At 65.3% G+C, this 23,434-nt stretch carries 18 protein-coding genes; 9 read left to right on the plus strand and 9 right to left on the minus strand.

Translation table 11 applies throughout. From position 1 onward, the window contains the following. Positions 1-40 precede the first annotated feature (40 nt). Together ACOYYX_RS05735 and ACOYYX_RS05740 are read right to left on the minus strand one after the other, a co-directional pair. On the minus strand, positions 41-2,557 hold the full coding sequence (locus ACOYYX_RS05735; RefSeq protein WP_422928973.1) for a DUF1549 domain-containing protein: 2,517 nt from the start codon (positions 2,555-2,557) through the stop codon (positions 41-43). 62 nt (positions 2,558-2,619) lie between these two features. Next, positions 2,620-3,996, minus strand: a complete 1,377-nt coding sequence (locus tag ACOYYX_RS05740; RefSeq protein WP_422928974.1) for a DUF1501 domain-containing protein — start codon at positions 3,994-3,996, stop codon at positions 2,620-2,622. Between the two features lie 264 nt (positions 3,997-4,260). On the opposite strand from ACOYYX_RS05740, the gene ACOYYX_RS05745 reads away from it, so the two are divergent. Together ACOYYX_RS05745 and ACOYYX_RS05750 are read left to right on the plus strand one after the other, a co-directional pair. Further along, positions 4,261-5,046 (plus strand): helix-turn-helix domain-containing protein, encoded by a 786-nt coding sequence (locus ACOYYX_RS05745; RefSeq protein WP_422928975.1) that lies wholly within the window; start codon positions 4,261-4,263, stop codon positions 5,044-5,046. 515 nt (positions 5,047-5,561) lie between these two features. Then, positions 5,562-6,668, plus strand: coding sequence for an EAL domain-containing protein (locus ACOYYX_RS05750; protein WP_422928976.1), 1,107 nt, complete (start codon positions 5,562-5,564; stop codon positions 6,666-6,668). A 499-nt stretch (positions 6,669-7,167) separates the two neighbouring features. Here ACOYYX_RS05750 and ACOYYX_RS05755 read toward each other — a convergent pair whose 3' ends face one another. The 4 genes from ACOYYX_RS05755 to ACOYYX_RS05770 form a co-directional block, all read right to left on the minus strand. Continuing rightward, a complete protein-coding gene (locus tag ACOYYX_RS05755; protein WP_422928977.1) occupies positions 7,168-7,317 on the minus strand; it encodes a hypothetical protein in 150 nt (49 codons plus the stop codon). Between the two features lie 171 nt (positions 7,318-7,488). Beyond that, complete coding sequence (locus ACOYYX_RS05760) at positions 7,489-8,463, minus strand: DUF1559 domain-containing protein (protein WP_422928978.1); 975 nt, start codon at positions 8,461-8,463, stop codon at positions 7,489-7,491. 876 nt (positions 8,464-9,339) lie between these two features. Continuing rightward, the gene (locus tag ACOYYX_RS05765; protein ID WP_422928979.1) at positions 9,340-9,561 is read right to left on the minus strand and encodes a hypothetical protein; all 222 of its coding nucleotides are present in this window, start codon (positions 9,559-9,561) and stop codon (positions 9,340-9,342) included. Between the two features lie 348 nt (positions 9,562-9,909). After that, positions 9,910-12,243 (minus strand): Ig-like domain repeat protein, encoded by a 2,334-nt coding sequence (locus ACOYYX_RS05770; protein ID WP_422928980.1) that lies wholly within the window; start codon positions 12,241-12,243, stop codon positions 9,910-9,912. A 763-nt stretch (positions 12,244-13,006) separates the two neighbouring features. Between ACOYYX_RS05770 and ACOYYX_RS05775 the strand changes: the two genes are divergently transcribed. Then, positions 13,007-13,708 (plus strand): 3-keto-disaccharide hydrolase, encoded by a 702-nt coding sequence (locus ACOYYX_RS05775; RefSeq protein WP_422928981.1) that lies wholly within the window; start codon positions 13,007-13,009, stop codon positions 13,706-13,708. A gap of 128 nt (positions 13,709-13,836) precedes the next feature. Here ACOYYX_RS05775 and ACOYYX_RS05780 read toward each other — a convergent pair whose 3' ends face one another. Then, entirely contained in the window at positions 13,837-14,157 is a 321-nt protein-coding gene (locus ACOYYX_RS05780; RefSeq protein WP_422931726.1) for a hypothetical protein, read from the minus strand. Between ACOYYX_RS05780 and ACOYYX_RS05785 the strand changes: the two genes are divergently transcribed. After that, a complete protein-coding gene (locus tag ACOYYX_RS05785) occupies positions 14,116-14,262 on the plus strand; it encodes a hypothetical protein (RefSeq protein WP_422928982.1) in 147 nt (48 codons plus the stop codon). The two genes, ACOYYX_RS05780 and ACOYYX_RS05785, sit on opposite strands and share 42 nt — an antisense overlap. 96 nt (positions 14,263-14,358) lie before the next feature. Here ACOYYX_RS05785 and ACOYYX_RS05790 read toward each other — a convergent pair whose 3' ends face one another. Next, positions 14,359-14,865, minus strand: a complete 507-nt coding sequence (locus ACOYYX_RS05790; protein WP_422928983.1) for a TetR/AcrR family transcriptional regulator — start codon at positions 14,863-14,865, stop codon at positions 14,359-14,361. 176 nt (positions 14,866-15,041) lie between these two features. On the opposite strand from ACOYYX_RS05790, the gene ACOYYX_RS05795 reads away from it, so the two are divergent. The 5 genes from ACOYYX_RS05795 (at position 15,042) to ACOYYX_RS05815 (ending at position 22,620) form a co-directional block, all read left to right on the plus strand. Then, the gene (locus tag ACOYYX_RS05795) at positions 15,042-16,085 is read left to right on the plus strand and encodes an aldo/keto reductase (RefSeq protein ID WP_422928984.1); all 1,044 of its coding nucleotides are present in this window, start codon (positions 15,042-15,044) and stop codon (positions 16,083-16,085) included. 529 nt (positions 16,086-16,614) lie between these two features. Then, on the plus strand, positions 16,615-17,229 hold the full coding sequence (locus ACOYYX_RS05800; protein WP_422928985.1) for an RNA polymerase sigma factor: 615 nt from the start codon (positions 16,615-16,617) through the stop codon (positions 17,227-17,229). 19 nt (positions 17,230-17,248) lie between these two features. Continuing rightward, positions 17,249-20,110: a protein kinase domain-containing protein gene (locus tag ACOYYX_RS05805; protein ID WP_422928986.1), complete on the plus strand. Its 2,862-nt coding sequence runs from the start codon at positions 17,249-17,251 to the stop codon at positions 20,108-20,110. Positions 20,111-20,375: 265 nt separating this feature from the next. Continuing rightward, complete coding sequence (locus tag ACOYYX_RS05810; RefSeq protein WP_422928987.1) at positions 20,376-21,914, plus strand: hypothetical protein; 1,539 nt, start codon at positions 20,376-20,378, stop codon at positions 21,912-21,914. A gap of 70 nt (positions 21,915-21,984) precedes the next feature. Beyond that, positions 21,985-22,620, plus strand: a complete 636-nt coding sequence (locus tag ACOYYX_RS05815) for a hypothetical protein (protein WP_422928988.1) — start codon at positions 21,985-21,987, stop codon at positions 22,618-22,620. Positions 22,621-22,692: 72 nt separating this feature from the next. Here ACOYYX_RS05815 and ACOYYX_RS05820 read toward each other — a convergent pair whose 3' ends face one another. After that, positions 22,693-23,034, minus strand: a complete 342-nt coding sequence (locus tag ACOYYX_RS05820) for a YciI family protein (RefSeq protein ID WP_422928989.1) — start codon at positions 23,032-23,034, stop codon at positions 22,693-22,695. Positions 23,035-23,434 lie beyond the last annotated feature (400 nt).

The following is a 23,434-nucleotide window of genomic DNA, read 5'->3' on the forward strand; positions in this document are numbered from 1 at the left end:
GTTGGGGACCTCGTCCTCGGGTCGATGGGTTCGGTATGGATCAATGATTGAACAGGAACTCGCGGCTGCTCATCAGGCCCCAGTAGAAGTCCTCGACGACCTCCCCCTCGGGCTTGTCGCCGGGCCTGGGCAGGAGCGCGAGGAGATGCTCACGCTCGGCCTCGGTCGGGTATCGCGAGAGGCACGAGAGGTAGATCTCGTCGATCAGGGCCGAGCCCGACATCCCCTCCTGCCTGAGCTTGAGCAGGCGGGCGAGCCGGTTGCCGGGGGCCCGCAGCTTCTCGTTCAGGGTCGCGCCGTTGGAGAGGTGGAGGACCTGCACCATCGTGGGCTCGTCGGATCGCTCGCACTCGCAGACGATCCGGCGCTGGTTGCGGCCGAACGTCTGGAGGAAGTAGTTCTCCACGGCAGAGTCGTACAACTGCACGGCGCGGGTGCCCATCGGGTAGAAGTCGGTCTTCTCCTTGTCGGCGCCGGGGAAGGCGATGAAGTCGAACTTGGTGGGGACGTCGGTGACCTGCACGATCGCGTCGTGGAGCACCTCGGCCATCATCCGGCGCGGGTAGTACCGCGAGTAGAACCGGCGATCGAGCTTGTTGCCCGCCAGGGGCTTGCTCGAGCGCTGATAGGCGTTCGACTGGAGGATGACCTTCATCAACGCCTTGAGGTTGAACTTCTCCTTGGCCAGGTAGTCGGCCGCGGCCGAGAGCAGGGCGTCGTTGCTCGCGGGGTTCGAGACCCGCATGTCGTCGACTTTCTCGACGAGCCCGACGTTGAAGAAGTTGGCCCAGATCCGGTTCGCGATCGAGCGGGCGAAATACGGGTTCTCGGGCGAGGTCATCCACTTGGCCAGGGCGATCCGGCGGTCGGCCGGGTCGTCGAAGCTCAGGGCCTGGCCGTCGAGCGGCGTCGGCGGCTGGGGCTTGCCGGTCCTCGGCTGCACCAATTCGCCGGTCTCGGCCGCGTAGAGGGTCCGCAGGCCGTCGCCCGACCTCCCTTCGCCCCCCCAGCCCTTCGCCTTGACCCGCGAGAAGAGGCTGGCCATGCCGTAATACTGGTCGTTGGTCCATTTCTCGAGCGGGTGGTTGTGGCACTTGGCGCACGCGATCGAGAGCCCGAGGAACGCCTGCGAGACGTTCTCCGTCATGTCCTCGGGCGACTGGCTCAACGCGTAAAAATTCGTCGGCCCGTTCTCGGCGCTCTCGCCGGTGGCCGTGATGATCTCGCGGACGAACTTGTCCCAGGGGGCCCCCTCGGCCACCTGCTTGTGGATCCACTGGTAATAAGACTTGAGCGCGATGGGGCGGAGCCTCGTGCCGTTCAGCATGAGCAAGTCCGACCACTTGTACGTCCAGTAGTCGGCGAACTCGGGCATCGCGAGCAGGCGGTCGATCAGGGCATCGCGCTTCGTCGCCGAGGCGTCGGAGAGGAACGCGCGGGCCTCGTCGACCGACGGGATCCGACCAATCGTATCGACATACGCACGTCTTACGAACTCAGCATCGGTGCAGGCGGGGGACGCCGGCAGGTTGAGCCGGGTCAGTTGCTTATCAATCTGCTCGTCGATGAAGCCGCGAGTCTTGCGGTTGTCGACGGTCGCGGCGTCGGCGGGGCTTTGGGCCTCGTAGGGCACGGTGATCCTGGCGATCGCGAGCTTGCTGGCGTACCAGGCGACGATGGAGCCCTCGCCGGGGCCGACGACGGACGCCTTGCCTTGCTCGTCGACCCGGCAGACGGACTCGTCGGCCGACGACCACTTGACCCAGCGGGTGACGTCCTCGACCCGGCCGTCCGAATACTTCGCGCGGACGAGGATCTGCTGATCCTGCCCCTTTCGATGGAGCGACCGGGACGGCAGCACTTCCAGTTCCTGCACGACCGCGTCGGAGTCTTCCGGCGGTGTCGCGCCCGAGGCGATCCAGCCGGCCAGGATCTTGTAGTCGAGCGAGTTCGTCTCGAACTTCACCCCACCTTTGTGGGCGATGCCCCCCGAGGGCTTGGCGAGCAGCAGGCTCCGACCCGGGTCCGCCAGCTCGACGCGACGGCCGCGGTCCTGCTTGACGATGTTGAAGAAGTCGGTCGCCGGGTCATAGCCCCGGAGCGAGAGGCGGAACCCCCCCTTGCCGGCGAGGGCCCCGTGGCAGGCGCCCGAGTTGCACCCCTGCTTGGCCAGGATCGGCTCGACATGCTCGCGGAAGCCCCAGGCGAACGGGGCGCCCATGCCCGCGACTGTGACCTTGGACGAGGCCGACTTGCCGCCGACCTTCGCCGTGATCGTCGCCGAGCCGTCCTTGACCGGCCGGATCACGCCGTCGACCACCTCGGCGATGGCCGGGTCGCTCGACGACCACTCGATCCCCTCGACGAGCTGGCTCCCGGCTTCCCCCTTCTCGAGCTCCTGGACGATGAGCCGCTGACGGCTCTCGGGGGTCTTGAGGGCGGACTCGGCCGGCAGCAGGACGATGACCTCGTCGGCCCGCAAGGTCGTCGGAGTGAGCCCGGCGAAGATCGCCAGCCCCGCCAGCGTCGGGATGAAGCCGCTTCGTCGCCTCGACATGGTCGTCTCCTCGGTCGCCCTGATGCTCATGTTTCTCTTCCCTGCGCGTGAACAAGAGGGGATCAGAAGAGTTCGTGGATCTCGCGATGGCCGAAGTCGACGAGCGGGAAGGGGCGTCCCGCGGGGCCCGGCAGGTTGGTCTCGAGGTTCAGGCCGAGGCTGTGGAAGATCGTCGCCGCGACGTCGGCCGGCTCGACGGGCCGGTCGGCGGGCACGGCGCCGATGGGGTCGCTGGCCCCGATGACGCGTCCCCCCTTCACGCCGCCGCCCGCGAAGCCCACCGTGTAGCAGAGGGGCCAGTGGTCGCGCCCGCCGGCCGGGTTCACGCGAGGGGTCCGGCCGAACTCGGCGAGGTTGCAGACGAGCGTCGAGTCGAGCATGCCCCGCTGGTCGAGGTCCTCGATCAAGGCGGTATAGGCCCTGTCATACATCGGGCAGACGATGTCGCGCATGCCCTCGATGGAGGTGAAGGGCTTCGACCCGTGGATATCCCAGGTGATCTCGTCGAAGACGGTCAAAAACGCGTTGATGGTGACGAACCGGACGCCGCTCTCGACCAGGCGTCGGGCGAGGAGCAGGCACTGGCCGAACCGCGACATCCCGTAGCGCTCGCGGGTCGTCTCCGACTCCTTGGCGAGGTCGAAGGCCTCGCGGGCCTGGGTGCTGGTCATCAGGCGGAAGGCCGACTGGAAGTTGCCGTCGAGGAGCGCGGCGTTCTCGGAGGCCTCGAAGGTGGAGACGGCGTCGTCGACCAGCTCGCGGATCTTCCGCCGGCGATCGAGCCGGACGTCGCCGATCTCCTTCGGGGGCAGGAGGTCGGGGACGCGGAAGTTCGGCTGAGAGGGGTCGGCGTTGAGGGTGAACGGGTCGTGAGCCTTGCCGAGGAACCCGCCGGCCTGGCCGTTGGGCAGGTTGCCGCCGCCGCGTCCCATCAACTCGGGCAGGACGACGAAGGGCGGCAGGTCGGTCTTGCGGCCTTCGAGGTAGCTGACGACCGAGCCGACGTGCGGCGTGTTCACGCCCCCGGCGAAGAGTCGGCCGGTCTGCATCATCTGCCAGCCGGCGTCGTGGACGGCCGCGCCGCCGTGGTGGCACGAGCGGACGAGCGAGATCTTGTCGGCGATCTTGGCGTGGCGCGGGAGGATCTCGGAGAACTGGATGGCGGTCGACTTCGTCGCGATCGGCTTGAAGGGCCCTCGGATCTCGGCCGGGGCGTCCGGCTTCATGTCCCAGAGGTCCATGTTGCTGGGGGCGCCGAGGTTGAAGATCATGATGCAGGCGCGGTCGGCGGAGCCGGGTTTCACGGCGCCTGCCGCCTTGGCGGCGAACCAGTGGGGCAGCCCGAACCCGAGCGCGCCCAGCGTGCCGGCCTGGAGGAAGTCGCGACGCGTCGACCCGTCGCAGGTCGACGTCTGTCCCTTCCCGGTGAACTTGAGCATGCGAAGACTCCTGTTCGACCCATCGTTCCGGCGCGGGCCATCCCTCGGGGTCGCGAGCGTCCTGGGGGCTCTTGCCACGCCCCGGCGTCAGCCCGATGCCCGGTAGGCCGGGGAGGGGGCGGAGGTCGGGGGGCAATTCGTCACGCTTTTGGACCGCGAGGCGGGCAGGATGGCACTTCCGAGGTTTTCTCAGTGGAGTTCACATTAACCTTCCGATCAATGGCGGGCTAGGAGTTTGTCCGCATTCGCTGGTATTATTTGCGCATGCGAGACCCCCGTCGATTCCAGGAGCGGTTCTTCGCCAAGCTCGAGGGGAGCCTCGCCCTCGCGCCGCTGTTCGAATATCTGCCCGAGGTCTACCTCTACGTGAAGGACCGCCGGAGCCGGTTCGTCAAGGTGAACGAGGCCCTCTGGAAGCTCCGCGGCCGCGAATCCGAGGCCGAGATGATCGGCCTCTGCGACCGCGACATCCACCCCCAGCACCTCGCCGACCAGTACATCGCCGAGGACCAGCGCGTGATGCGCAGCGGCAAACCCCTGCCGAACCAGATCTGGCTCGTGCCGGGGCAGGGGGAGGAGTTGAAGTGGTTCATCTCCAGCAAGATCCCCCTCTTCGACGCCGAGGGTCGCGTCATCGGCATCGCCGGCGTCATGCGCGACCTGGAAAAGGCCGAGTCCCTGATCCGCCCCTATCGCGAGATGGACGAGGTCATCACCCATGTCCTGCGTCATTATGCCGATCCGATCGAGGTGACGACGCTCGCGGCCCTGGTCCACATCTCCGTGAGCCAGCTCGACCGCCGTTTCAAGCGGCTCTACCAGATGACGCCGATGCAGTACGTCCTGCGCGTCCGGATCAACGCCGCCTGCCAGGCCCTCTCCACCACCGACCGCTCCATCGCCGAGATCGCCCAGGCCTGCGGCTTCTACGACCAGAGCTACTTCACCAAGCAGTTCCGCAAGCACCTCCTCCAGACCCCCACCGATTACCGCGCCCGCTACCGCGGCCAGGAGCCCCCCGACACCGCGAGCCAACGTCCTGACTCTTGATATATGGATTCCGCCCATCGGATCGACGCGATCGATCTCTCCTCTCACGAGCCTAAGGCCACGCCCCGGCGAACGTCACGGACGGGCCACCGAGATCGACCGCGAGGTGCCTTGCTTTGCAGGGCACGGACGAAACCGCGTCATTCACCTCGCATGCTCCAAGACTCTGCAGAACACTTGAATTGCGCATTCAGTGGCTGCCCGGGTTCTCAATTTCGAACAACCTGGCACTTTTGGAAGACTGAGCCACTTAAAAACGCAGTAGGTCTTGTGATCGCCGCGTGAGAGATTTGTGCTGGCATGCTTTTTGCAGATTTCACGCGGCTGTAGTGGATCGTGAAACTCTCCTCGAGTTTCCCAGGCTGACGACGTAGTTGCCGGCCGCGACTCTGTCCAAAATCTTGTGTTGTCGAGCAGGATTGCTCCCCCTGAATCGCCGACGCCGGCGAATCCAGCATGGCTGCATCATTTCAGGAAAGACTCTGGATCATCGGATTATCTTCAGGAATATGTTGATGCCACTCTGCTTAAAATGCACAGGACCTCCCGCCGCGATCCCCGAAACGGGCACTCTTTGCCTCGCCCCTCCCCTGGTCCATACCCTCCGCACGCTCCGCACCTTGCTCAAGCGGATCGACCTACCATTCGAGGAACCTGCGGGTCATCTCCTGAGCGTTGATTTGAAGCATGGGAAGCTTGGTCAGCTGGCCGACGAGCTCGTCCGGGCCTTGAGCCAGTCGGAGTTGCGTGATACCAAGTCGCTCATCGTGGGCGAAGGGGCCGCGTTCGCGCTGTCGGATATCGCGGCGATCCAGCCCCTTTCCAGCCTGGTCACGCGAGTTCGATCGGCCTGGTTCTTCGAGATGCTCGGCGAAGGTCGCCTGACCAGCCACTTTCAGCCGATCGTCCACGCCCAGGATCCCGGGCATGTCTTCGCCTATGAATGCCTGCTCCGAGGGGTGGAGGCCGGCGGCAAACTCGTGCCCCCCGGGCGGCTCTTCGAGGCCGCGAGAGATGCGGAGATGCTGTTTCCTCTCGACCGGGCGGCCCGCCTCACGGCGATCCGATGCGCGAGCGAGAACGGCCTCGATCGCGGCGATTCCAATCTCTTCATCAACTTCAACCCCGCTTCAATCTACGACCCGAGGTATTGCCTCGCCGCCACCGTGGCCGCGATCAGGGAGACCGGCTACCGGCCCGATCGCGTGGTGTTCGAAGTGGTCGAGAGCGACGAAGTGAAGGATGTCGACCACCTCGTGCGGATCGCCAACTACTACAGAGAAGCCGGCTTCAAGGTCGCGCTCGACGACCTCGGCTCGGGATACGGCTCCCTCAACCTGCTCGGCATCTTGAAGCCCGACTTCGTGAAGCTCGACATGCATCTGATCCGAGGGGTGGATCGCGAAGCTTATAAGGCGGGGATCCTCAGCAAGCTTCTGGAGATGTCCCAATCGCTCGGAATCGAGTCGGTGGCCGAAGGGATCGAAACCGAAGGAGAATATGCCTGGGTCCGCGAGCATGGCGCGGATTACGTGCAAGGATTCCTCTTCGGCAAGCCGATGAACCCGCCCCCACTCCCTCAACGGACCGATGAGTTGGTCGCGCACGCCACCCACCGATAAGACCCTCGCCCCCGCACATCCTTCCGCGGATTCAGCGAGGATGATCAGGACACGGAAGCAGGGCCAGCCTGCAAGGTCGTGAGCCCTGGGCGATCCGGCGCGAGGCCCCTTCGTCCCGAGATCTTGGTCCGAGCCCACCCGCCCGCGTTCCTGCGCCCGTGCTCGCTCAATCCTTCGCTCGGGCCCGGCGACTTGCATGAAGAAGTCCAACGGCATTGCCGCGACTTCCTCCCGACGGGCGGCGTCGACCTCGCGTCGGTCTCGACTGGCAAGGCGACGGTGGATGACGATGGGGCTGAAGCTCAAGACAAGGGCCGCGACCGACCGGGGTATTCGCCCCGATGTCGCGGCTCAAATAGCACCGGGAGATCCCGGCAATCATCGACGAGTGAAACTATCGATTTCGCATTGATAAGTAATGGGGGGCCGGGATGCGAATGAAACCCGACACCCCGGAATCCATGCTGGGCCAGCCAATCGGAGAGTCTCATCCGCACGGTCAGGGCACCTGGCGTCCTCCCGCTTTCGGGAACGGCTTCTTCGCCAGGACGGGGTCCACCTTGACCTCGGGTTGGCCGCTGCCACAACCGTGGATGAACCCGAGGAGGAACAACACCAGCAGGAAGGCTCGCTTGACGTTGAACGTCATGATTCCTCTCGATTTGGCGGAAAATTCCCGCGCCCCGGGCTGCTTGCCGGGGCTTCGGGATCTCGGTGCCCGCGGGCCGATCCGAGGTCAAGCCCTCGGAGACCTGAGAGCTCGCACGATGGAAGAAGGTTGATCGCCGGGGGCAATCTCCCGCCGGCGATCGAGGACGGGTCAGAACGAGTCGGCGCTGACGACCTCGCCGCCGCCGATGCTCCCGAGCGCCCGCCAGACATTGATGGCGACCGAATCTTTCATGAATTTGACGCTGCCGTCGCCCATCGCGGCATTCACGCCGCCCGGGTGGAAGCTCCTCGCGGCGTTGAACGAGGTCAAGTTCACGTTGACGCACGGCGGATTCGTGCTGTTGGGGTAGAGGCAGAACCCGGCTTCGATCTGGTCGTAGGTCTTGGCGTTCGGCGGGGAGTAGGTGTAGAACTCGAAGCAGCACCGATCGTCGTTGTAGATGTCGCCCCGATGGTCGGAGCTGTTGCCTTGATTGACCCCGATCTTGACCTCGCTCAACAGCAGGGTGTTGCTCGTGCCGTCCGTGAAGTCGCGCAGGCCGTACGACTTGTCGCCGGTGAAGGGGCCGGGCAGGAAGGTCGTCGTGGTGTAGGGCGCGGCGACCTGGGCCAGGGGCGACTCGGGGGTGAAGGGGGTGTGGCCGGTGGCCTGGCCCGGGCGCGTGCCGTCCTGGTGCCAGCAGGTATTGCCGTAATTGACCATGTAATCGGCCTTGGCCCGAGGGTACGGGGAGGTCGGCTCTTCGATGTTCGAGCCGCCAGGGTCGGAGGGGCAGTCGAACGTCTTGAGGTTCACCAGGATCGCGGTCGTATTCGCCGGCTGATAGAAATCGGTCGTGAAGTTGATCGCATTGAAGAGGGTCGTCCCCTCGATGGTCGTGAGGATCGAGAACGCCCACGTCCGCCTCGGCCCGTTCTGCCGCCCCATCGGGAGCGAGCCGACGGTGTCGTGGTAGTTCTGCATGGCGAGCCCGAGCTGCTTCAAGTTGTTCACGCACTGGACCCTCCGGGCCGCCTCTCGCGCGGCCTGCACGGCCGGCAGGAGCAGGGCGATCAGCACGGCGATGATCGCGATCACCACCAGCAGCTCGATCAGGGTGAATGCGCTACGCTTCTGAATCATGTTCATAACCCCCCAGAAGAGATGAGGACGAGAAGGCGCCAACACCGAGCCGATCGTTGCTCGCAAAACCGCGAGATCCGCGATCCCGGCCGCTCACGCCCGGGCCGAATCGGATGCATCATCGGGCTCACTCAGGAGGCGCGACCCGTGACGGTGCTCCCTGGATAGTGACGTCGGCTTAATCGGTCGTCGGTCTTGGAAGATGGATAGTATCGGCATCATCGAGCTGGCCACGTGGTGCATGCCGGTCGTCAGATTGATACACGGCGTCCGTCCGGGGGGGGAGGATAGTACGGACCGCAGCAACGTTGCCAGTCTCACCTTGGCCGTAGGGCTGTTCCGATTGATAATGCCCGATACTCTATTTTCGTCGACTAGGACTAGTATGCGATCGGTCGCGATCTTGACCCGCGAAGAATTCTACTTATATCTTCCTTCGGTTTTCAAAGGAAAACTCTCGAAGATTTCCCGATTTTTTTAAGCCGCGATGCTGGGCGTCGCTGGTTGGCAATCGGGGCCTTCGGTGCCTGGTCGGCGAGGCCCGGGGCGGCATCGGGGCATTCGCCATGCGGCCCGACGTCAAGAGGTGCACGGCCAAATCCCTGGCTGTATGGCGCTTGAAATCGGGCCGAACATCGCCGAGAAAGAGCCGGAGACCGTCGCGCAATCGTGCGTTGAAATGTCCCCGGAAGGATTGAGTTATCGGCAATTCCTGCGGTGATCAGCCGGATTGGCCGATCGAAGTGAGCTCTCCCGAACCAGGCTCGCTTTCGGCTTGATAAAGTTGCATCGGATTCTATCAAAGCCTCCCGGGCGCGTTACCGTGGGGCTCATGACCTTGCTGGATTCCGGCGAGGTATAGAGGTCGGGGGCCCGTCAACCATCCATCAATGATGCAAACAGGCCTCCCGGGTCAGCCCTCATCCATGCAAATGCGAGCGGCCATGAGAGCACGGGCAGTACGACCTGGATTTTGAAGTGCATGTGATCGCCGCGGAGCATCCGGAAAAGCTCGACGACCATCATCGCCAGATTCACGAAGAGGGCTTGCACGAGGCCAACGCCGAGAATTGAGCCCATGAGGTACGGCAAGTCCACAAGCGGGCCGATCTGCCTCGGGTCGTCGAGCGAAGCACGAGGCGGGTGGCCGAGTGAATACCAGGCCGCTCCCCAGGTCGCATCGAGGGAGATGATCAGGAGCGGCGGGTAGCACGCCAGCAGGCGATCCGGGGCCAGGGGGCGTGAAAGTAAGCTGCGTTGCGCGCAGAGATGAGCATCACAAATGATAAGGTGAATACAACAGGCACCGGTGCCGTGGCGAAACCGACTGCCATGATGCCGACGATGGCCATGCTCTGCGCGAGGGTTATCCGGTACACCATTCGACGGAGGAGGGGGCCACCGAAGTGGGCCTCCTCCTCCGTCGCGAGTCGACCGGCATCGAGATCAATGGCCGCGTGGGAAGCGGGGCCTCGCGGCGGCGGCGCGGATCGCGTGGGAGGGTTGCGGGGTCGAGGCGGCGATGATGGGCCTCAACGCGGGCCGCGGGCGGATGTAGATGGTCGCGGAGCCGCTGGCCAGGAATGGCGACTGGCCCTGGTAGTTGGCGTAGGCGAAGCGCCTCACGGCCTGGCCGAGGGGGACGACCAGGCTGGCCGTGCCATTGTTGAGCACCAGGCTCGTGATCCGATGGGTGCCGTAGGTGATCGTGACGATCCCGCCCGGCACGCTGGACTGGGCCTGCATCGGGGAGACGATGACCTGGAAGACCACGAACCGCCGGCCCCTGACCGTTTCATACACCGGCACGAGCTGGGTGGTCGTGACCGGCGACGGGATCACGATCGGCGGGGGGGGCGGCGGCGCCGGGGCAGCGTTGACGACCTCGGAGAAGGCCGCGGACGTGCTCGAGGCCAGGGTCGTCGTGCCCGCGTAGTCGGCGACGATCGCGTGCGTCCCGACGCCGAGGCTAGCGGTGGTCAGCACGGCCTGCCCCTGGCCGTTCAGGTCGGCCGTCCCGAGGACCTGGTTCGTGGTCGCGTCGCGGAAGGTGACGGTCCCCGTCGGGGTCGGCAGGCCGACGCCATCGGCGGTCACGAACGCGGTGAACGTCACCGGCTGGCCGAACGTGGCGACGCCCTGCGAGCTGGCGATGGTCGTCGAGGTGGGCGCGGGCGTGGCGGTCGTCGTCTGGGTCAGCTCCGAGGACAGGACGGCCTCATAGATCGGGCTGCCGTTGTAGAAGGCCGCGATCTGCACGTTGCCGGCGGGGAGCGACGGGAGGGTCAGGGTCGCGAACCCCTGGGCGTTCAAGGGGGCGGTCCCCAGGATCACGCCCGGCACCTTGAACGGGCTGACCAGCGGGTTCGGCGAGTCGGTGACGATCGTCTGGAAGGTCACCATGCCCGTCGGCACGGATGCCCCGAGGAGCGCCGGCGAGACCCGCGCGGTGAGGGTCACGGACTGGCCGACCGTCGAGGCCGGGGCCGAGCTCGCGAGCGTGACGTTCGGCTGCGAGTTGATGGCGAAGCTGACGATCTGTGCGTCGGTCAGTGGGGCCAGCGGCGTGGACCCGGGGAAGAGGGTGTTAACCTCGTTGATGACCGCCTGCGCGATGAGCCCCTGGAGGATCGTGCCGGGGTGGAAGCCGTCGCCCGAGAAGGCGTCCGTATAGGCCTGGCCGGCCCCCGCCATGTTGACCGTCACCCCGCTGATGACCGGGTTGCTCGCGAAGTTCGTGAAGAGCTGCTGGGTGTCGATCACCCCCACGTTGCTCATGTTGCCGTAGGTCGACTTCAGGAACGTGTTGAGGTCCTGGGCGTCGCGGCTGATGTCCCCCCTGAGGTTCGGGTAGAAGGGGGAGACGGCGGTCAGCAGGGAGTCGACCAGCGGCGAGAACGTGATGTCGGGGGTCGTCATCAGGACGATCTTGGTGTTGGGGCTCGCGGCCTGGATCGCCGCGATCGCCGAGGCCAACGAGTTCTCGATCGCCTCGTTGATCACCCACTGCCCGGAGCTCCCCTGCGTCTCCAGCGGGGCCGTGTCGTTATGCACGACGTAGTTCTGGGCCGCCCTCGCGTAGTCGTTGCCCCCGATCAGGATCGTCACGACGTTGACGTCCTGGATCGTATAGGTCGAGGCCGGCTGGCTCTGGGTGATGAGGCCCGGCTGCAACTGGTTGCCCGTCGTGGGGAACTCGTTCTGGTAGCCGTTATATTCCTGCTCGAAGGTCGTGCCGGTCGACCCATAGTTGAACCCGGCCGCGGTCGTCCCGCTCAGGGCCCAGTCCTGCTCGTACCCTTGCTCGCGGGTGGCCCCCCGGCTGCTCGGGGAGTAGGGCCCGAAGTCCGGCGGTTGCGTGAAGTTGAGCGAGAGGTTCTCGAGCCAGTTCCTCTCGGAGCTCCGGCCCGTGAGGAAGATCTCGGGCGGGAGCGTGAGGGCCGCCGACCCGAGGCCCCCGGGGGCCGACTGGAGCGAGCCGAGGATGCTCAGCAGGCTCGTGATCTCGTCCGGGGCGCCGGGGTTGCCGTTGCCGGGCGTCGAGGTGAGGGTGCCGAGAAGCGCCGGGCTGGGGGGGCCGTAGAACTGGTATTCGTCGGTCAGGCTGTCGCCGAGCGCCGCCATCACCAGGGGCTGCGCCGCGAGAAGGGTCCTGGACTCGACGGACTCGACCGCGAGCCGGATGTCGCGCGACCGCCCTCGTGCGGTCCTGGTGTGTTCCGGCCGGAGCCGAAGCCCGGCGGAGATCCTGGCGAACCTATTCCTCGGAAGTGAACTCATGGTGATTCCTATGGATTCCAGGCGTTGACCGGACGCGCCGGGACGACCACCGCCGAGAGGGGGGGACGGCACGTTCGGGAGAGTTCGACGCTATCGACCTTCGAAAGACGACCTCGGGGGGGATGAACTCGGCGAGGGCTCCCTGACGCGTCGACCGCCCGTCGATCTCCCGAGAGGCCACCGGCCTCTCGGATTGGGATCAACGCCCGAGTCGGTGGTTTGCCCCGATTCTCCGAAGCAACCCCATACCTTCCGAGCCACGCGCGCGGGACGAACGCCCCCGGCGCGAGGCCGGGGCACGCCCGGCTTGAACCTCTCCTCCTGGGTGCTCATGTCACCGTCGGGGTTGAGATTCCAGGCCGGTTCTCACCCTTTGCCGATTTCACATGAACGATCATATCCGGTATGTTTCGGGAATTCGAGTATTTTGGGTAAGATATTCCGATGGATTTCTCTGGGCGATCCTGGCAGGTGGCGGGTAGGCCTTCACGACTGATCTACGGTGAGCAGACGCAGGACGACAACGACGGACCCGTAAAGTCCGGGTCGTAGGCCGGGGCCGGGCCGCGATTCTTCCGTGCCGCTTGCCGAGAGGTGCCTTCTACCGGTCGGAGCAACCGCGGATAAGCCACCAGTGCCACTCGCCCTCGGTCTTCATTGACACAGTCCAAATTCGAGGGGACAATCGCCCAGGATCTCGGACCGGGAACAGGTCTCGGCTCGTATCCCTTCGGATCGGACATGCCGCCGATACCTCACCACCATGTTGACCCCCGAGCTTCCCCGAATACTCTTCGCGCTCATCCTCCTCACCGCCCCCGCGGCGAGCACCCTTCCCGATGCCGGTTTCGAGCGCATCTTCGATGGCGAAACACTGGGCGGCTGGAAGGCCCTCGACCAGTCCTACTGGTCGATCCGCGATGGGGCGATCACCGGCGAATCCACGCCCGAGCACCCGTGCAAATCGAACCAGTTCCTCGTATGGCAGGGCGGTGACGTCGGCGACTTCGACCTCAAACTCAAGTTCCGCGTCTCCGGCAACGGCCAGAACTCGGGCGTTCAGTTTCGCAGCATCCTCCGGCCCGACGGCCTGGCCGTCGGCTACCAGGCCGACATCTTCCAAAGCGGCGGCTACCTCGGAGGTGTCTGCGACGAGCTCCACAAACGTAAGGGCCCCGAGCTCCTCTCGGCCAACGGCCACAAGACGATCATCGACGCGGTGGGCAAGCGCACGGCCACCCGGCTCGGCCCGATAGCGACCATGCGACCGGCCGGCGAATGGAACGACTACCGCATCACCGCCAAGGGCCAGCAGATCATCCTCGAAATCAACGGTGCCAAGAGCACCGAACTGATCGACCAGGAGGAAGGCCACTTCGACCTCAGCGGCCTCCTTGGTTTCCAGCTCCGCGCGGGAGAGCCCATGATCGTCCAGTTCAAGGACATCTACCTCAGGAAGTTCTGAGCAGCCTGCACCTTGTCACGCGGGTGCGGGACCCGGCGCCCACTTTGAATGGAGGCTCAAACCAGAGAGGACTCCTCGGTTTGAGCGGACCGGCGGCGTCCTCCATCCCGCTGTCCCTCCCGTTCCGATCAGGTCAGCGAATCCTTCGCCTTTTCCGATAATGCGCCGAAATCCAGGTTCGCGGGGCAAACCCCCGCAGGCCGCGGCCAGGTCGGCAGGTTCAGCAGGTCCGGCCAAGGCTCGGCGTACCGCAGCAGCTCGACGGCCAGCTCCGGCTTGGTGCGGAACTCAAGCCGATGCTTCAGGTCGATGCCCGACAGGTCTTTTTTGTGGACGCAGAGCCGGGACAGCAGCGGCAGGGCGACGATTCTCCGCGCCGGGCGTGCGACTTCGAGCTTAGACATCGGGTGGAGGGCGAGGACTTCAGGCGGCTCCTCTTCGCAAATCAACTCGAGCTACTCCGAGGGCTATCCCCGGACTGGGAACGGCGGAGGGCGAGCAAGATCGAGGACACGCTCCGGAGGCGCCCATTCCGGGACCCCACCGACGCATAGGCCGAAGGTGCCGACTCGGCCGTTGTTCAATTTCTGAAATCATGGAATGAGCAATTCGACAAAAGGTAATCATTTCTCGTGTGATGGAGAGCCCTGCTATTCAGGCGTCTCCTTGACCCCCATGCCGCGGAAGGCGAGGGCCAGGAGCCGCTTCACGCGGGCCTGGCCGGCGTCGTCGGGGGGGATCTTCCAGAGGAGGCCGAGGAGCGTCAGGAAGTCCTCGGGGTCGGAGCCGGGATCGATGTCGCCCGAGGCCTCGCAGGCGCCCATCAGGCGGCGGACCGCTTGCACCATCGGCTCGTAGGTCTCCCGGTGGTCCTGGTCCGAGATCACCGCGTGGAGCAGGTCGGCGACCCCGTACTTCATCCGGCCGAATTCGCAGAGCCGATCGCACCAGAGGCGGAAGGCCTGCAAGGGCGGGTGCATCGCCAGCAGCGTCGGCGCCAGCGCGACGAGCGTGTCGATCTCCTTGCGATAGACGCCCAGGACCAGGGCTTCGCGGCTCGGGAAGTGGCGATAGAGCGTCCCCGCGCCCACCCCCGCCGCCTTCGCGATCGAGTTCAGCGAAGCCCCCGGATCTGCCGCCAGCGCATCACGCGCCACGTCCAGGATCCGATCCCGGTTCAATTTCGCATCCGCGCGCAATTTCTCGTCGTCGCCCATTTCTACGCCTTGACCAAGCGGAGAGTTCTCCGGTAACTTAAGCGGAGAGTTCTCCGGTTTGTTGTGCGTGACAGGAACCGGAGAGCTATCCAGTTTACTCCGACTCAGGAGGTGACATGCAATACGTGAAGCTCGGACGCACCGGCCTGGACATCTCCCCGGTCTGCATCGGCTGCATGGGGCTGGGGGATCCGGCGCGCGGTTATCCGGCGTGGGGGCTCGGCGAGGAGGCCAGCCGCCCCGTGATTCGGCACGCGATCGAGGCGGGCATCAACTTCTTCGACACCGCCAATATGTACGGGGTCGGGTCGAGCGAGGAGATCCTGGGCCGGGCCATCCGCGATTTCGCCGACCGCGATCGCGTGGTGATCGCCACGAAGCTCAACGCCCCGATGCGCAACGGCCCGAACGCCCAGGGCCTGTCGCGCAAGGCGATCATGACGGAGGTCGACCACAGCCTGAGGCGGCTCGGGACCGATTACATCGACCTTTACCAGATCCACCGTCGCGACCAGCGGACCCCCTGGGAGGAGACGCTGGAGGCGCTTCACGACCTCGTCAAAGTCGGCAAGGTCCGCTACCTCGGCGCCTCGTCGATGATGGCCTGGGAGTTCAGCAAGGCCCTGCACCTGCAGAAGGCCAACGGCTGGTCGCGCTTCGTCTCCATGCAGGACGCCTACAACCTGCTCGCTCGCGAGGAAGAGCGCGAGATGCTCCCCCTCTGCGCCGACGAGGGGGTCCAGACGATCGCGTACAGCCCCCTCGCCCGGGGCCGCCTGGCCCGCGCCTGGGACGAGACCACGCCCCGCTCCGAATCCGAGGCCGCCCTCATCCCGGCCGATGGGGCTTCCGCCGCGAGCAATCGCGCGATCGTCGACGCCGTGGGGGCCATCGCATCGGAACGCGGCGTGAGCCGGGCCCAGGTCGCCTTCGCCTGGCTCCGGCGCAACCCCGTCGTCGCCGCCCCGATCGTCGGCGCCCTGAAGCCCCACCACATCGACGATGCCATCGCCGCCCTTTCCATCACCCTCACCGACGAAGAAGCCGTCCGCCTCGAAACTCCCTACACCCCCCGCCGCGACTTTCAGGGCATCTCCGACCCTGTCCTGATGGCCCGCCAGGTCGAAGCCGTCCTCGGCTTCCGCATCGACGCCGCCTGATCGGAGCCAGCCGTCCCGACCCAGCCCTGGCTATCTTCACGATGGCCAGGTTTTGGTCGGGGCAAGTGCTATGACGGCGGGTTGCTCTGATCCGTTCGGTTCGGACTGTACGCCGTTGGCTGCCATGGGTCTTGGAATCGAGTGACCCCGGGAGGCTGGCCTGCTGGATTTGGTGGCGGCAGGGGCTCGATCCGGCACCATAATCCGTCGGGCAAGGGGGGCTTAACAATAGTGATGCCTCTATGAAGAGTGATGGTTATGATGTTTGCAGGCGGCACTCCAGTGGCTAATTCTGTCAGGGCTTCGAAGTCAAAGCCTGTGGCGTGATGGGCGATCGCCAGCTCATCAAATGTTTGGAATGGCAACAAATGCTGAATATGGTGTCTTGGTCGGATGGCGACCCGGACCGCGAGAGCTCTCCGGGCCAAGGTACCACGTCCGCTCGTCGCCTGGATAAAGCGTGGCGACTGGACATTCGCGGTGAACATGCCGGAGCGATGGACGTACCTGCACCGGTCCTGAGGCGGCTATGAGCGACGATTGCACCACCGCCATCATCGAGCGTTACCTGATCGATCTGGCCAGGGAAGCGCCCAACGACGCCGTCGTCCGGGCGCTGCTCGATCGGGCCGTCGGTCGCTTGAGGGGACTCTGTGCCAGCATCCTCCGCGGGCAATTCACCCGGCTGACGCGGCCTCCCCTGAACCTGGATGCGGACGAGCTGCTCGCCTCCGTCGTGGAGCGGTTGCTCAAGGCGATGCGCGAGTATCGGCCCCAGACCGTGCGCCAGTTCTACGCCCTGGCGAATCAGCACATGCGATGGGAGTTGAATGACCTGGCCCGCCGCCTAGATCAACAGCCCCGCGTCGTCGAGTTGCGCGACGGCATGGTGCCCGCGGCCCAGAGCAGCGGTTCCGCACTCGGTCCCGATGCACGACGCATCTTCGAGGCCATCGAAAGCCTCCCGGACGGCGAGCGAGAGGTCTTCGGCCTGATCCACATCCAGGGCCTTTCGCATGCCGAGGCCGCCGAGGTCATCGCCGCGTCGACCAAGACGGTGCAGCGACGTCTGAATCGGAGCCTCTTGCTGCTGGCCCGCCAACTGGACGACCTGCGTCCGGACGGCGATCCCCCTCCCGGTTGATAGGAGCCGAGGTCCGGAGATGTCCAACGACGAGCGAGTCCGGCGGATCATCGAGCAGGTGCTCGACTCGGGGGATAGCATCGAGGAGGTCTGCCTCTCGTGTCCCGAACTGCTGCCGGAGGTCCGCGAGGGCCTGAGGAAGTACTGGGCCCTCAAGGATCAGATCCGACAACTCTTCCCCGAGGCGGATAGCGTCCAGGACCAGCTGCCGTCGGAGGACGAGGCCGGCCTGCCGCAGGTCGCCGGCTACGACATCAGCGAGATCCTGGGCCGGGGCGGCGTCGGAATCGTGTACAGGGCCTCGCATGACAGGCTCCGCCGAACCGTGGCCCTGAAGATGCTGCTCGCCGGCGGATTCTCGGGCCGGATCGAACGCCGGCGCTTCTCGCAGGAAGCGGAGTTGCTGGCGCAGCTCCAGCATCCCAACATCGTCCAGGTCTACGACATCGGCGAACTCGAGAATCGCCCATACTTCACGATGGAGTTCGTCGACGGCGGGACCTTGTCCGAGAAACTCGCGGGCACGCCCTGGCCTGCCAGCGAGGCTGCCGAACTTGTGGCCACGCTGGCCAAGACCATGCAGGTGGCGCATCGGGCGGGGATCATTCACCGCGACCTGAAGCCGTCCAACGTCCTGCTCACATCCGACGGGATCCCCAAGATCAGCGACTTCGGGTTGGCCCGGCACCTGGAGGGCGGGCTCTCGCTCACCCGGACCGGTGCCGCATTGGGCACGCCGAGTTACATGTCCCCCGAACAGGCCCGGGGTGAAACTCGCGAGATAGGGCAGCCGGCGGATCTCTATGCGCTCGGGGCCATCCTCTACGAGCTGCTGACGGGTCGGCCGCCCTTCCGTGCGGCGACGGCGGCGGAGACGATCCATCAGGTCATCACGAAGGACCCCGCTGCGCCGTCGACTCTCAATGCCAAGGTGCCTCGCGACCTGGAGACCGTTTGCCTGAAATGCCTGCGGAAGGAGCCGCAGAAGCGGTATGCCACGGCCGTGGCTCTCGCGGACGACCTTGGGCGTTTCCTCCGGGGAGAGGCGGTCGCGGCAAGGCCGGAGGGCCGGCTGTCCAGGCTCGCCAGGAGGGTCCGCCGGCGGCCTGTCGCGTCGGGGGCGGTCGCGCTCGGCGGAATCTTATCGCTCGTCCTGGTCGGCGGCATGGTATGGCTGACATCCGAGCGGCTGACCACGTCGCGAGCCACGAAGGCTGACCTGGAAGAGATGTCCGGGTGGTTGGACAAGTCCCGCTGGCCCGAGGCCAACGCCGCGCTCCAGAGGGCGAGGGGCCGGGTGGGCGGCCGCGGGGCGTCCGGCTTGCGACGCCGGCTGGAGCAGGGCGCGCGAGACCTGAAACTGGCGACGGAGTTGGAGGCCTTGCGGACGGATCGGGTGGGCAAGGTCGGGGTTTCGCTCCCATTCGTCCGGGTCGACGAGCAGGCGGATGGGGCTTACGAGGGGTACTTCCGCCGTGACGGGCTCGGTCGCATGTTTGACCACTCCAGTGAAGTTGCATCGCGGGTCCGAAAATCAAACATACGTGCTGCCCTCGTGGCCGCGCTCGACGACTGGGCCGTTTGCGCCGGGACCCCGGATCGACGGCGTTGGGTCCTCGAGGTCGCGCGGAGGGCGGATCCGGATCCGACCGGCTGGCGTGACCGTGCCCGCGACTCCGCGAGCCGGAAGAACCGCGCGGCGTTGATCGAACTCGCGGAATCGGCCCCGGTCGGCCAGCAGGCCGTCTCTTTGCTGGTCGCGCTCTCCGAATCTCTGGAGGAGGCCGGCGGAGACCCGATCCCACTCCTGACGCGGGTCCAGCAAGCCCATCCCGGCGACCTCTGGGCCAACTACACGCTCGCCAACAAGCTCAGGGAGCAGAAACAGTACGTTGAGTCGGTCCGCTATTATCAGGCCGCGTTGACGCTCCGCCCGCGCACGCCCACCCTCTGCAATAACCTCGGCGTCGCGTTGATGTGGATCGGCCGGTTCGACGAGGCCGCCCGATATTTCGACCGCGCCCTGGAATATGACCCGACATATACCCCGGCCTTCGGCAACCTGGGGATCGTCTGGTTCAATCAGAAGAAATATGAGCAATCACTCGCCAGGATGCGGTTGGCGGTGAACCGCCGCCCCGAGATCGGGGTGTTTCACTACGTACTAGGCCGGGGCCTCGAAAGAAAGGGGAATGACGACCAGGCCATTACCCACTACCGACGAGCCGTCGAACTCGACCCGAGGCATCCTCTGGCCCAGCGAGACCTGCGCCGGATCCTGATGCGACAGGGGCGCATGGAGGAAGGGCGGGAGAGCTGGGCGAAACAATTGGAGCTCGACCCGCCCGATCACGAAGTCTGGTTCGGATATGCCGAATTCTGCCTCTTCCTCGGCAAGGAAGAGGATTACCAACGCGCACGGAAAGCCTTGCTGGCCAGGTTCGGCGAGACAAAAGACCCGAACGTCGCGGAGCGATCCGCGCGGGCCTGCCTGCTGGGGCCCGCGTCGGGCGACGAACTCCGCCAGGCCGTCGCCCTCGCCGAGCTCGCCACCGGCGTGGATCGAGCGAATCATGAGGGTTCATATCCCTACTTCGCGTTCGCCCGAGGCCTCGCCGAATACCGCCAGGGGCATTTCGAGCGTGCCATCGCCACCATGCGAGGCGAAGCATCTGGTGTCGTCGGCCCCGCCCCCGGCCTCATCGCGGCCCTGGCCCTGCATCGAGGCGATCATGTGTCGGAGGCACGGACGACGCTCAAGACTGCCATCGCGAGCCACGACTGGCGTCCGAAAAAGATCGAAGGTCACGAGGACTGGATCGTGCACGTCCTCCGACGCGAGGCCGAGGCCCTGATCCGCCCGGACGTGCCGCGCCCTTGAGAGGAACCCATGCGTCATGACGTGGGCCATCGTCCCCGCGATGGGGCCTGATCATGTTTTCCTCCTCCAACGCCACAGCGCGGGTTGTACGGAGTCTGAAGGTCTGGCGGCAAGGATCTCCCGTTGTTCGGCCATCGCCATCATCGGGTTCTCGGGGAGGGGCGGTAAGCTATTTCGTGGGATGGCCGGGCAGGGTAGGGTGATCGTCCCACGATGTCGGAGCCGGTTCGGCCGGCGGAGGCTTCCCGTCAGGAGATGGAAGACGATGATCCTGCGACCTGCCACGGTCCTCGCCGCGCTGTTGGTGTTGGGTTCTGCGGCTTCGGCCGACGATCGCGCGGCATGGCCGGCGATCGCGATCCACCCCGAGAATCCGCACTATTTCCTCTTCCGCGGGAAGCCGCTCGTGCTGATCGCGGCGACCGAGCATTATGGGTCGGTCGTGAACCGGCCCTTCGACTTCGACCGGTACCTCCGCGACGCGGCGCTACTCAAGCAGACCGTGACTCGGACGTTCCTCCTCTTCCGCGAGCAGCAGAGCGCGCAGAACCCGTACTCGCCGATCAAGCCGGAATCGCCCGACTTCGTCATGCCCTGGCCCCGGACCGGGCCGGGCAAGGCGATGGACGGCGAGCCTCGCTATGACCTCGACACGTGGAACCCCGAATACTTCGACCGGCTCCATCGCTTCCTGACGCGGGCCTCCGAGTTGGGGATCGTGGTGGAGTTGACCCTGCTGAGCAACACCTACGCCGACCAGGTCTGGGCCCTCAACCCGCTCCGGGCCCAGAACAACCTCCAGGGCGTCGGCAAGGGGCATTTCGCCGACTACAACTCCCTCAAGGAGAAGGAGCTGGTGGATCGCCAACTCGCCCACGTCCGCAAGATCATCCAGGAGACCGCCGGGTTCGACAACGTGTATTACGAGATCTGCAACGAGCCCGGCGGCGGGATGCCCGGGCACGCGACCCCGGCCGAGGTCGACGCCTGGGAGGCCGAGGTGAATCGGGTCGTGCGCGAGGAGCTCAAGAAGCTCGGGCGGCCTCACCTGGTCTTCGGCTCGCAGGCGTTTTCGTACCACCCCAAGTTTACCCAGCCGCTCGACGCCACCTTCGCCGACGCGGCGCTGGACGCCGTGAATGTCCATCCGTTGCCCGACACGATCCTCGGGGGCCGGACGTTCATGATGGGCAACTTCATGTCGAAGGAGTTGATGCTGTCCGAGCTCCGCGACTTCGGCCTGAAGGCGCACGGGACCGCCGCCAAGCCCTTCGTTCATGACGAGGACAACGCGGCGAGTTGCTATCGCAACGACATCGGCTGGACGATCCACCGCAAGCGGGCGTGGACCGCCGTGATGACGGGGGGCCACTATGACTATATCGACTTCTCGATCAACATCGGCAATGAGACCGGCTCGGCCGAGTCCCGCGCCAAGATCCGAACCTGGATGCACCACCTCTCGGAATTCATCCACGGGTTCGACTTCATCCATGCGAAGCCCGCCCCCGAGTTCATCGCGGAGAAGCCGGATCCGCTCGTCGTCGCGACCCTCGCCATCCCGGGCCGGGAGTACGTCGCCTACCTGGCCGACGCCCGCGAAGTGACCGACCCCGCCGCCGGTTCGCCGATCGGCGGGACCATCGCCTTCACCTTGCCCGAGGGCCAATACGGGCTCTCGCTCTACTCCCCGAGCGGTGGACTCTCCTCGCCCGCGATCCCCGTCAGCGGAGGCCGGCGCGCGACGATCGACCTCCCGCCGTTTCAGCACGATGTGGTGATCCGGATCACTCGTATCCCCTGAGAGGTTGACCCGTTGAGCTTCGTGCCGGGAATGGTGACAGGCGTTACTCGAAAGCTGGGAGGCAGAGATCATGCGGCGGCTTGATGCGAGGCTCGTCACATTGCGATCGATCCTGACGATCGGTCTCGCACTCACGCCCATGGCGATGCTTCCCGCGGCGGATGAGAAGCCTGTCGCGCCGGCGCCGAATCAGGAGTCGCCGAAACCGAAGGGGGGCGAGAAGCTCCGGCCCAAGACTGAGGAGCGATTGCGGTGGGGCAAGCCGGTGAACGGGCTCCGGTCGTCGATCGTCATTCGCCCGTCATCCGACGTGTCGAAGTCGGTCGACGTGCCGGAGTTGTTCCTGGTGGTTCAGAATGTCTCGGAGGCCCCGATTCATTTCTCCGACGCCACCGAATCGCCCAAGCTCCGCGAACTGTCCCTCAAGAATCGTGGCCGTACTCAGCTGGTCATCAACGACAAGAAACCGACATTCGCGGATGTTGTCCTTCAGCCTCGCGAGGTCGTGGTTCTCCCCATGATTTCGACCGAAACCAAGAATCCGGACGGTCGGACCGCGGGTTCGATCATCGCCGAAGGCGTGCTCAAGGAGACGCAACAGACCCTGGTCGGCACATTGACGATCGAGTCGGCCAAGCAAGGAGCCTGGACCGGTAAGCTCATCTCTGGCGAGACGAGCGGAGAGGCGGCGCAGGACAAGCCTTAAGCATTCGGCCGTTCAGTAAATTGCCGGACTATTCCACCGACCTAGCAAGACGAGCGGACCAACACCCCGTCCTCACGACTCGGGATCAAACCCGAAGGCTCGAAGCTCCTGGTCGCAGCGGCACGCTTTCGCGAGGCGTGCGGCCCATGCGATGGCCTCCTGACTGGAAGGCAGCTCGAGGACGGTGAATCCACCATTGAGCGGAGGCGCCCACGGATAGCCTCCCTCGGCGACCGAGCCATCGGCCGAAACGAGGACGGGCGGTACCGTTTCATCGATACCACCGCCGAACACGTAGACGCCCGCTTCCTTCGCCTCGCGTATCACGGCATGAGCGGCTCGCCCCACCGCCTCCCACTCGCTGTCGGGTACATTCATCGCGGCACTGGGGAATGAAATGAGATACTTTGCCATGATCTTCTTCCTCTGAGAGTTTTGCGGTTAGTGATACAGGATTGTCGCCCTCATGCTTGGAGCTTGGTCTCCTGTCCTGGGTAGCCGCGATTGGAACAATCGGGGTCGCGCAGCGACAAGAGGCTGAATGCAAAAAGGCTCGGCCGAGACCAGGGGCCATCTGCGATCGACTCGGTCGTGCGAGTTGGGCAATTTGGTTCGACGGCCGTCTCGCGGCTTCCTGGCAGCTTTGGGGACGAGGCAGGCCGTACGATCCGCATCAGAGGATACGATAAGTCGCGAGGGATCGGGATTCAGGCGTCCGCGAATCGGCCGAGGCCGATTGCATTTTGCCTCTTGTCGCTGCGCGACCCCGATTGTTCCAATCGCGGCTACCCGAAAGACTTTGAAACCGCCAGGA

It is taken from the genome of Singulisphaera chitinilytica (assembly GCF_049331405.1).
Taxonomy (GTDB): Bacteria; Planctomycetota; Planctomycetia; order Isosphaerales; family Isosphaeraceae; genus PoT.

Bases quoted from the DNA above. Each gene is read 5' to 3' on its own strand.
- ACOYYX_RS05735 (WP_422928973.1), bottom strand. From the start codon at position 2,557: ATGTCGAGGCGACGAAGCGGCTTCATCCCGACGCTGGCGGGGCTGGCG.
- ACOYYX_RS05740 (WP_422928974.1), bottom strand. From the start codon at position 3,996: ATGCTCAAGTTCACCGGGAAGGGACAGACGTCGACCTGCGACGGGTCG.
- ACOYYX_RS05745 (WP_422928975.1), top strand. From the start codon at position 4,261: ATGCGAGACCCCCGTCGATTCCAGGAGCGGTTCTTCGCCAAGCTCGAG.
- ACOYYX_RS05750 (WP_422928976.1), top strand. From the start codon at position 5,562: ATGCCACTCTGCTTAAAATGCACAGGACCTCCCGCCGCGATCCCCGAA.
- ACOYYX_RS05755 (WP_422928977.1), bottom strand. From the start codon at position 7,317: ATGACGTTCAACGTCAAGCGAGCCTTCCTGCTGGTGTTGTTCCTCCTC.
- ACOYYX_RS05760 (WP_422928978.1), bottom strand. From the start codon at position 8,463: ATGATTCAGAAGCGTAGCGCATTCACCCTGATCGAGCTGCTGGTGGTG.
- ACOYYX_RS05770 (WP_422928980.1), bottom strand. From the start codon at position 12,243: ATGAGTTCACTTCCGAGGAATAGGTTCGCCAGGATCTCCGCCGGGCTT.
- ACOYYX_RS05775 (WP_422928981.1), top strand. From the start codon at position 13,007: ATGTTGACCCCCGAGCTTCCCCGAATACTCTTCGCGCTCATCCTCCTC.
- ACOYYX_RS05795 (WP_422928984.1), top strand. From the start codon at position 15,042: ATGCAATACGTGAAGCTCGGACGCACCGGCCTGGACATCTCCCCGGTC.
- ACOYYX_RS05800 (WP_422928985.1), top strand. From the start codon at position 16,615: ATGAGCGACGATTGCACCACCGCCATCATCGAGCGTTACCTGATCGAT.
- ACOYYX_RS05805 (WP_422928986.1), top strand. From the start codon at position 17,249: ATGTCCAACGACGAGCGAGTCCGGCGGATCATCGAGCAGGTGCTCGAC.
- ACOYYX_RS05810 (WP_422928987.1), top strand. From the start codon at position 20,376: ATGATCCTGCGACCTGCCACGGTCCTCGCCGCGCTGTTGGTGTTGGGT.
- ACOYYX_RS05815 (WP_422928988.1), top strand. From the start codon at position 21,985: ATGCGGCGGCTTGATGCGAGGCTCGTCACATTGCGATCGATCCTGACG.
- ACOYYX_RS05820 (WP_422928989.1), bottom strand. From the start codon at position 23,034: ATGGCAAAGTATCTCATTTCATTCCCCAGTGCCGCGATGAATGTACCC.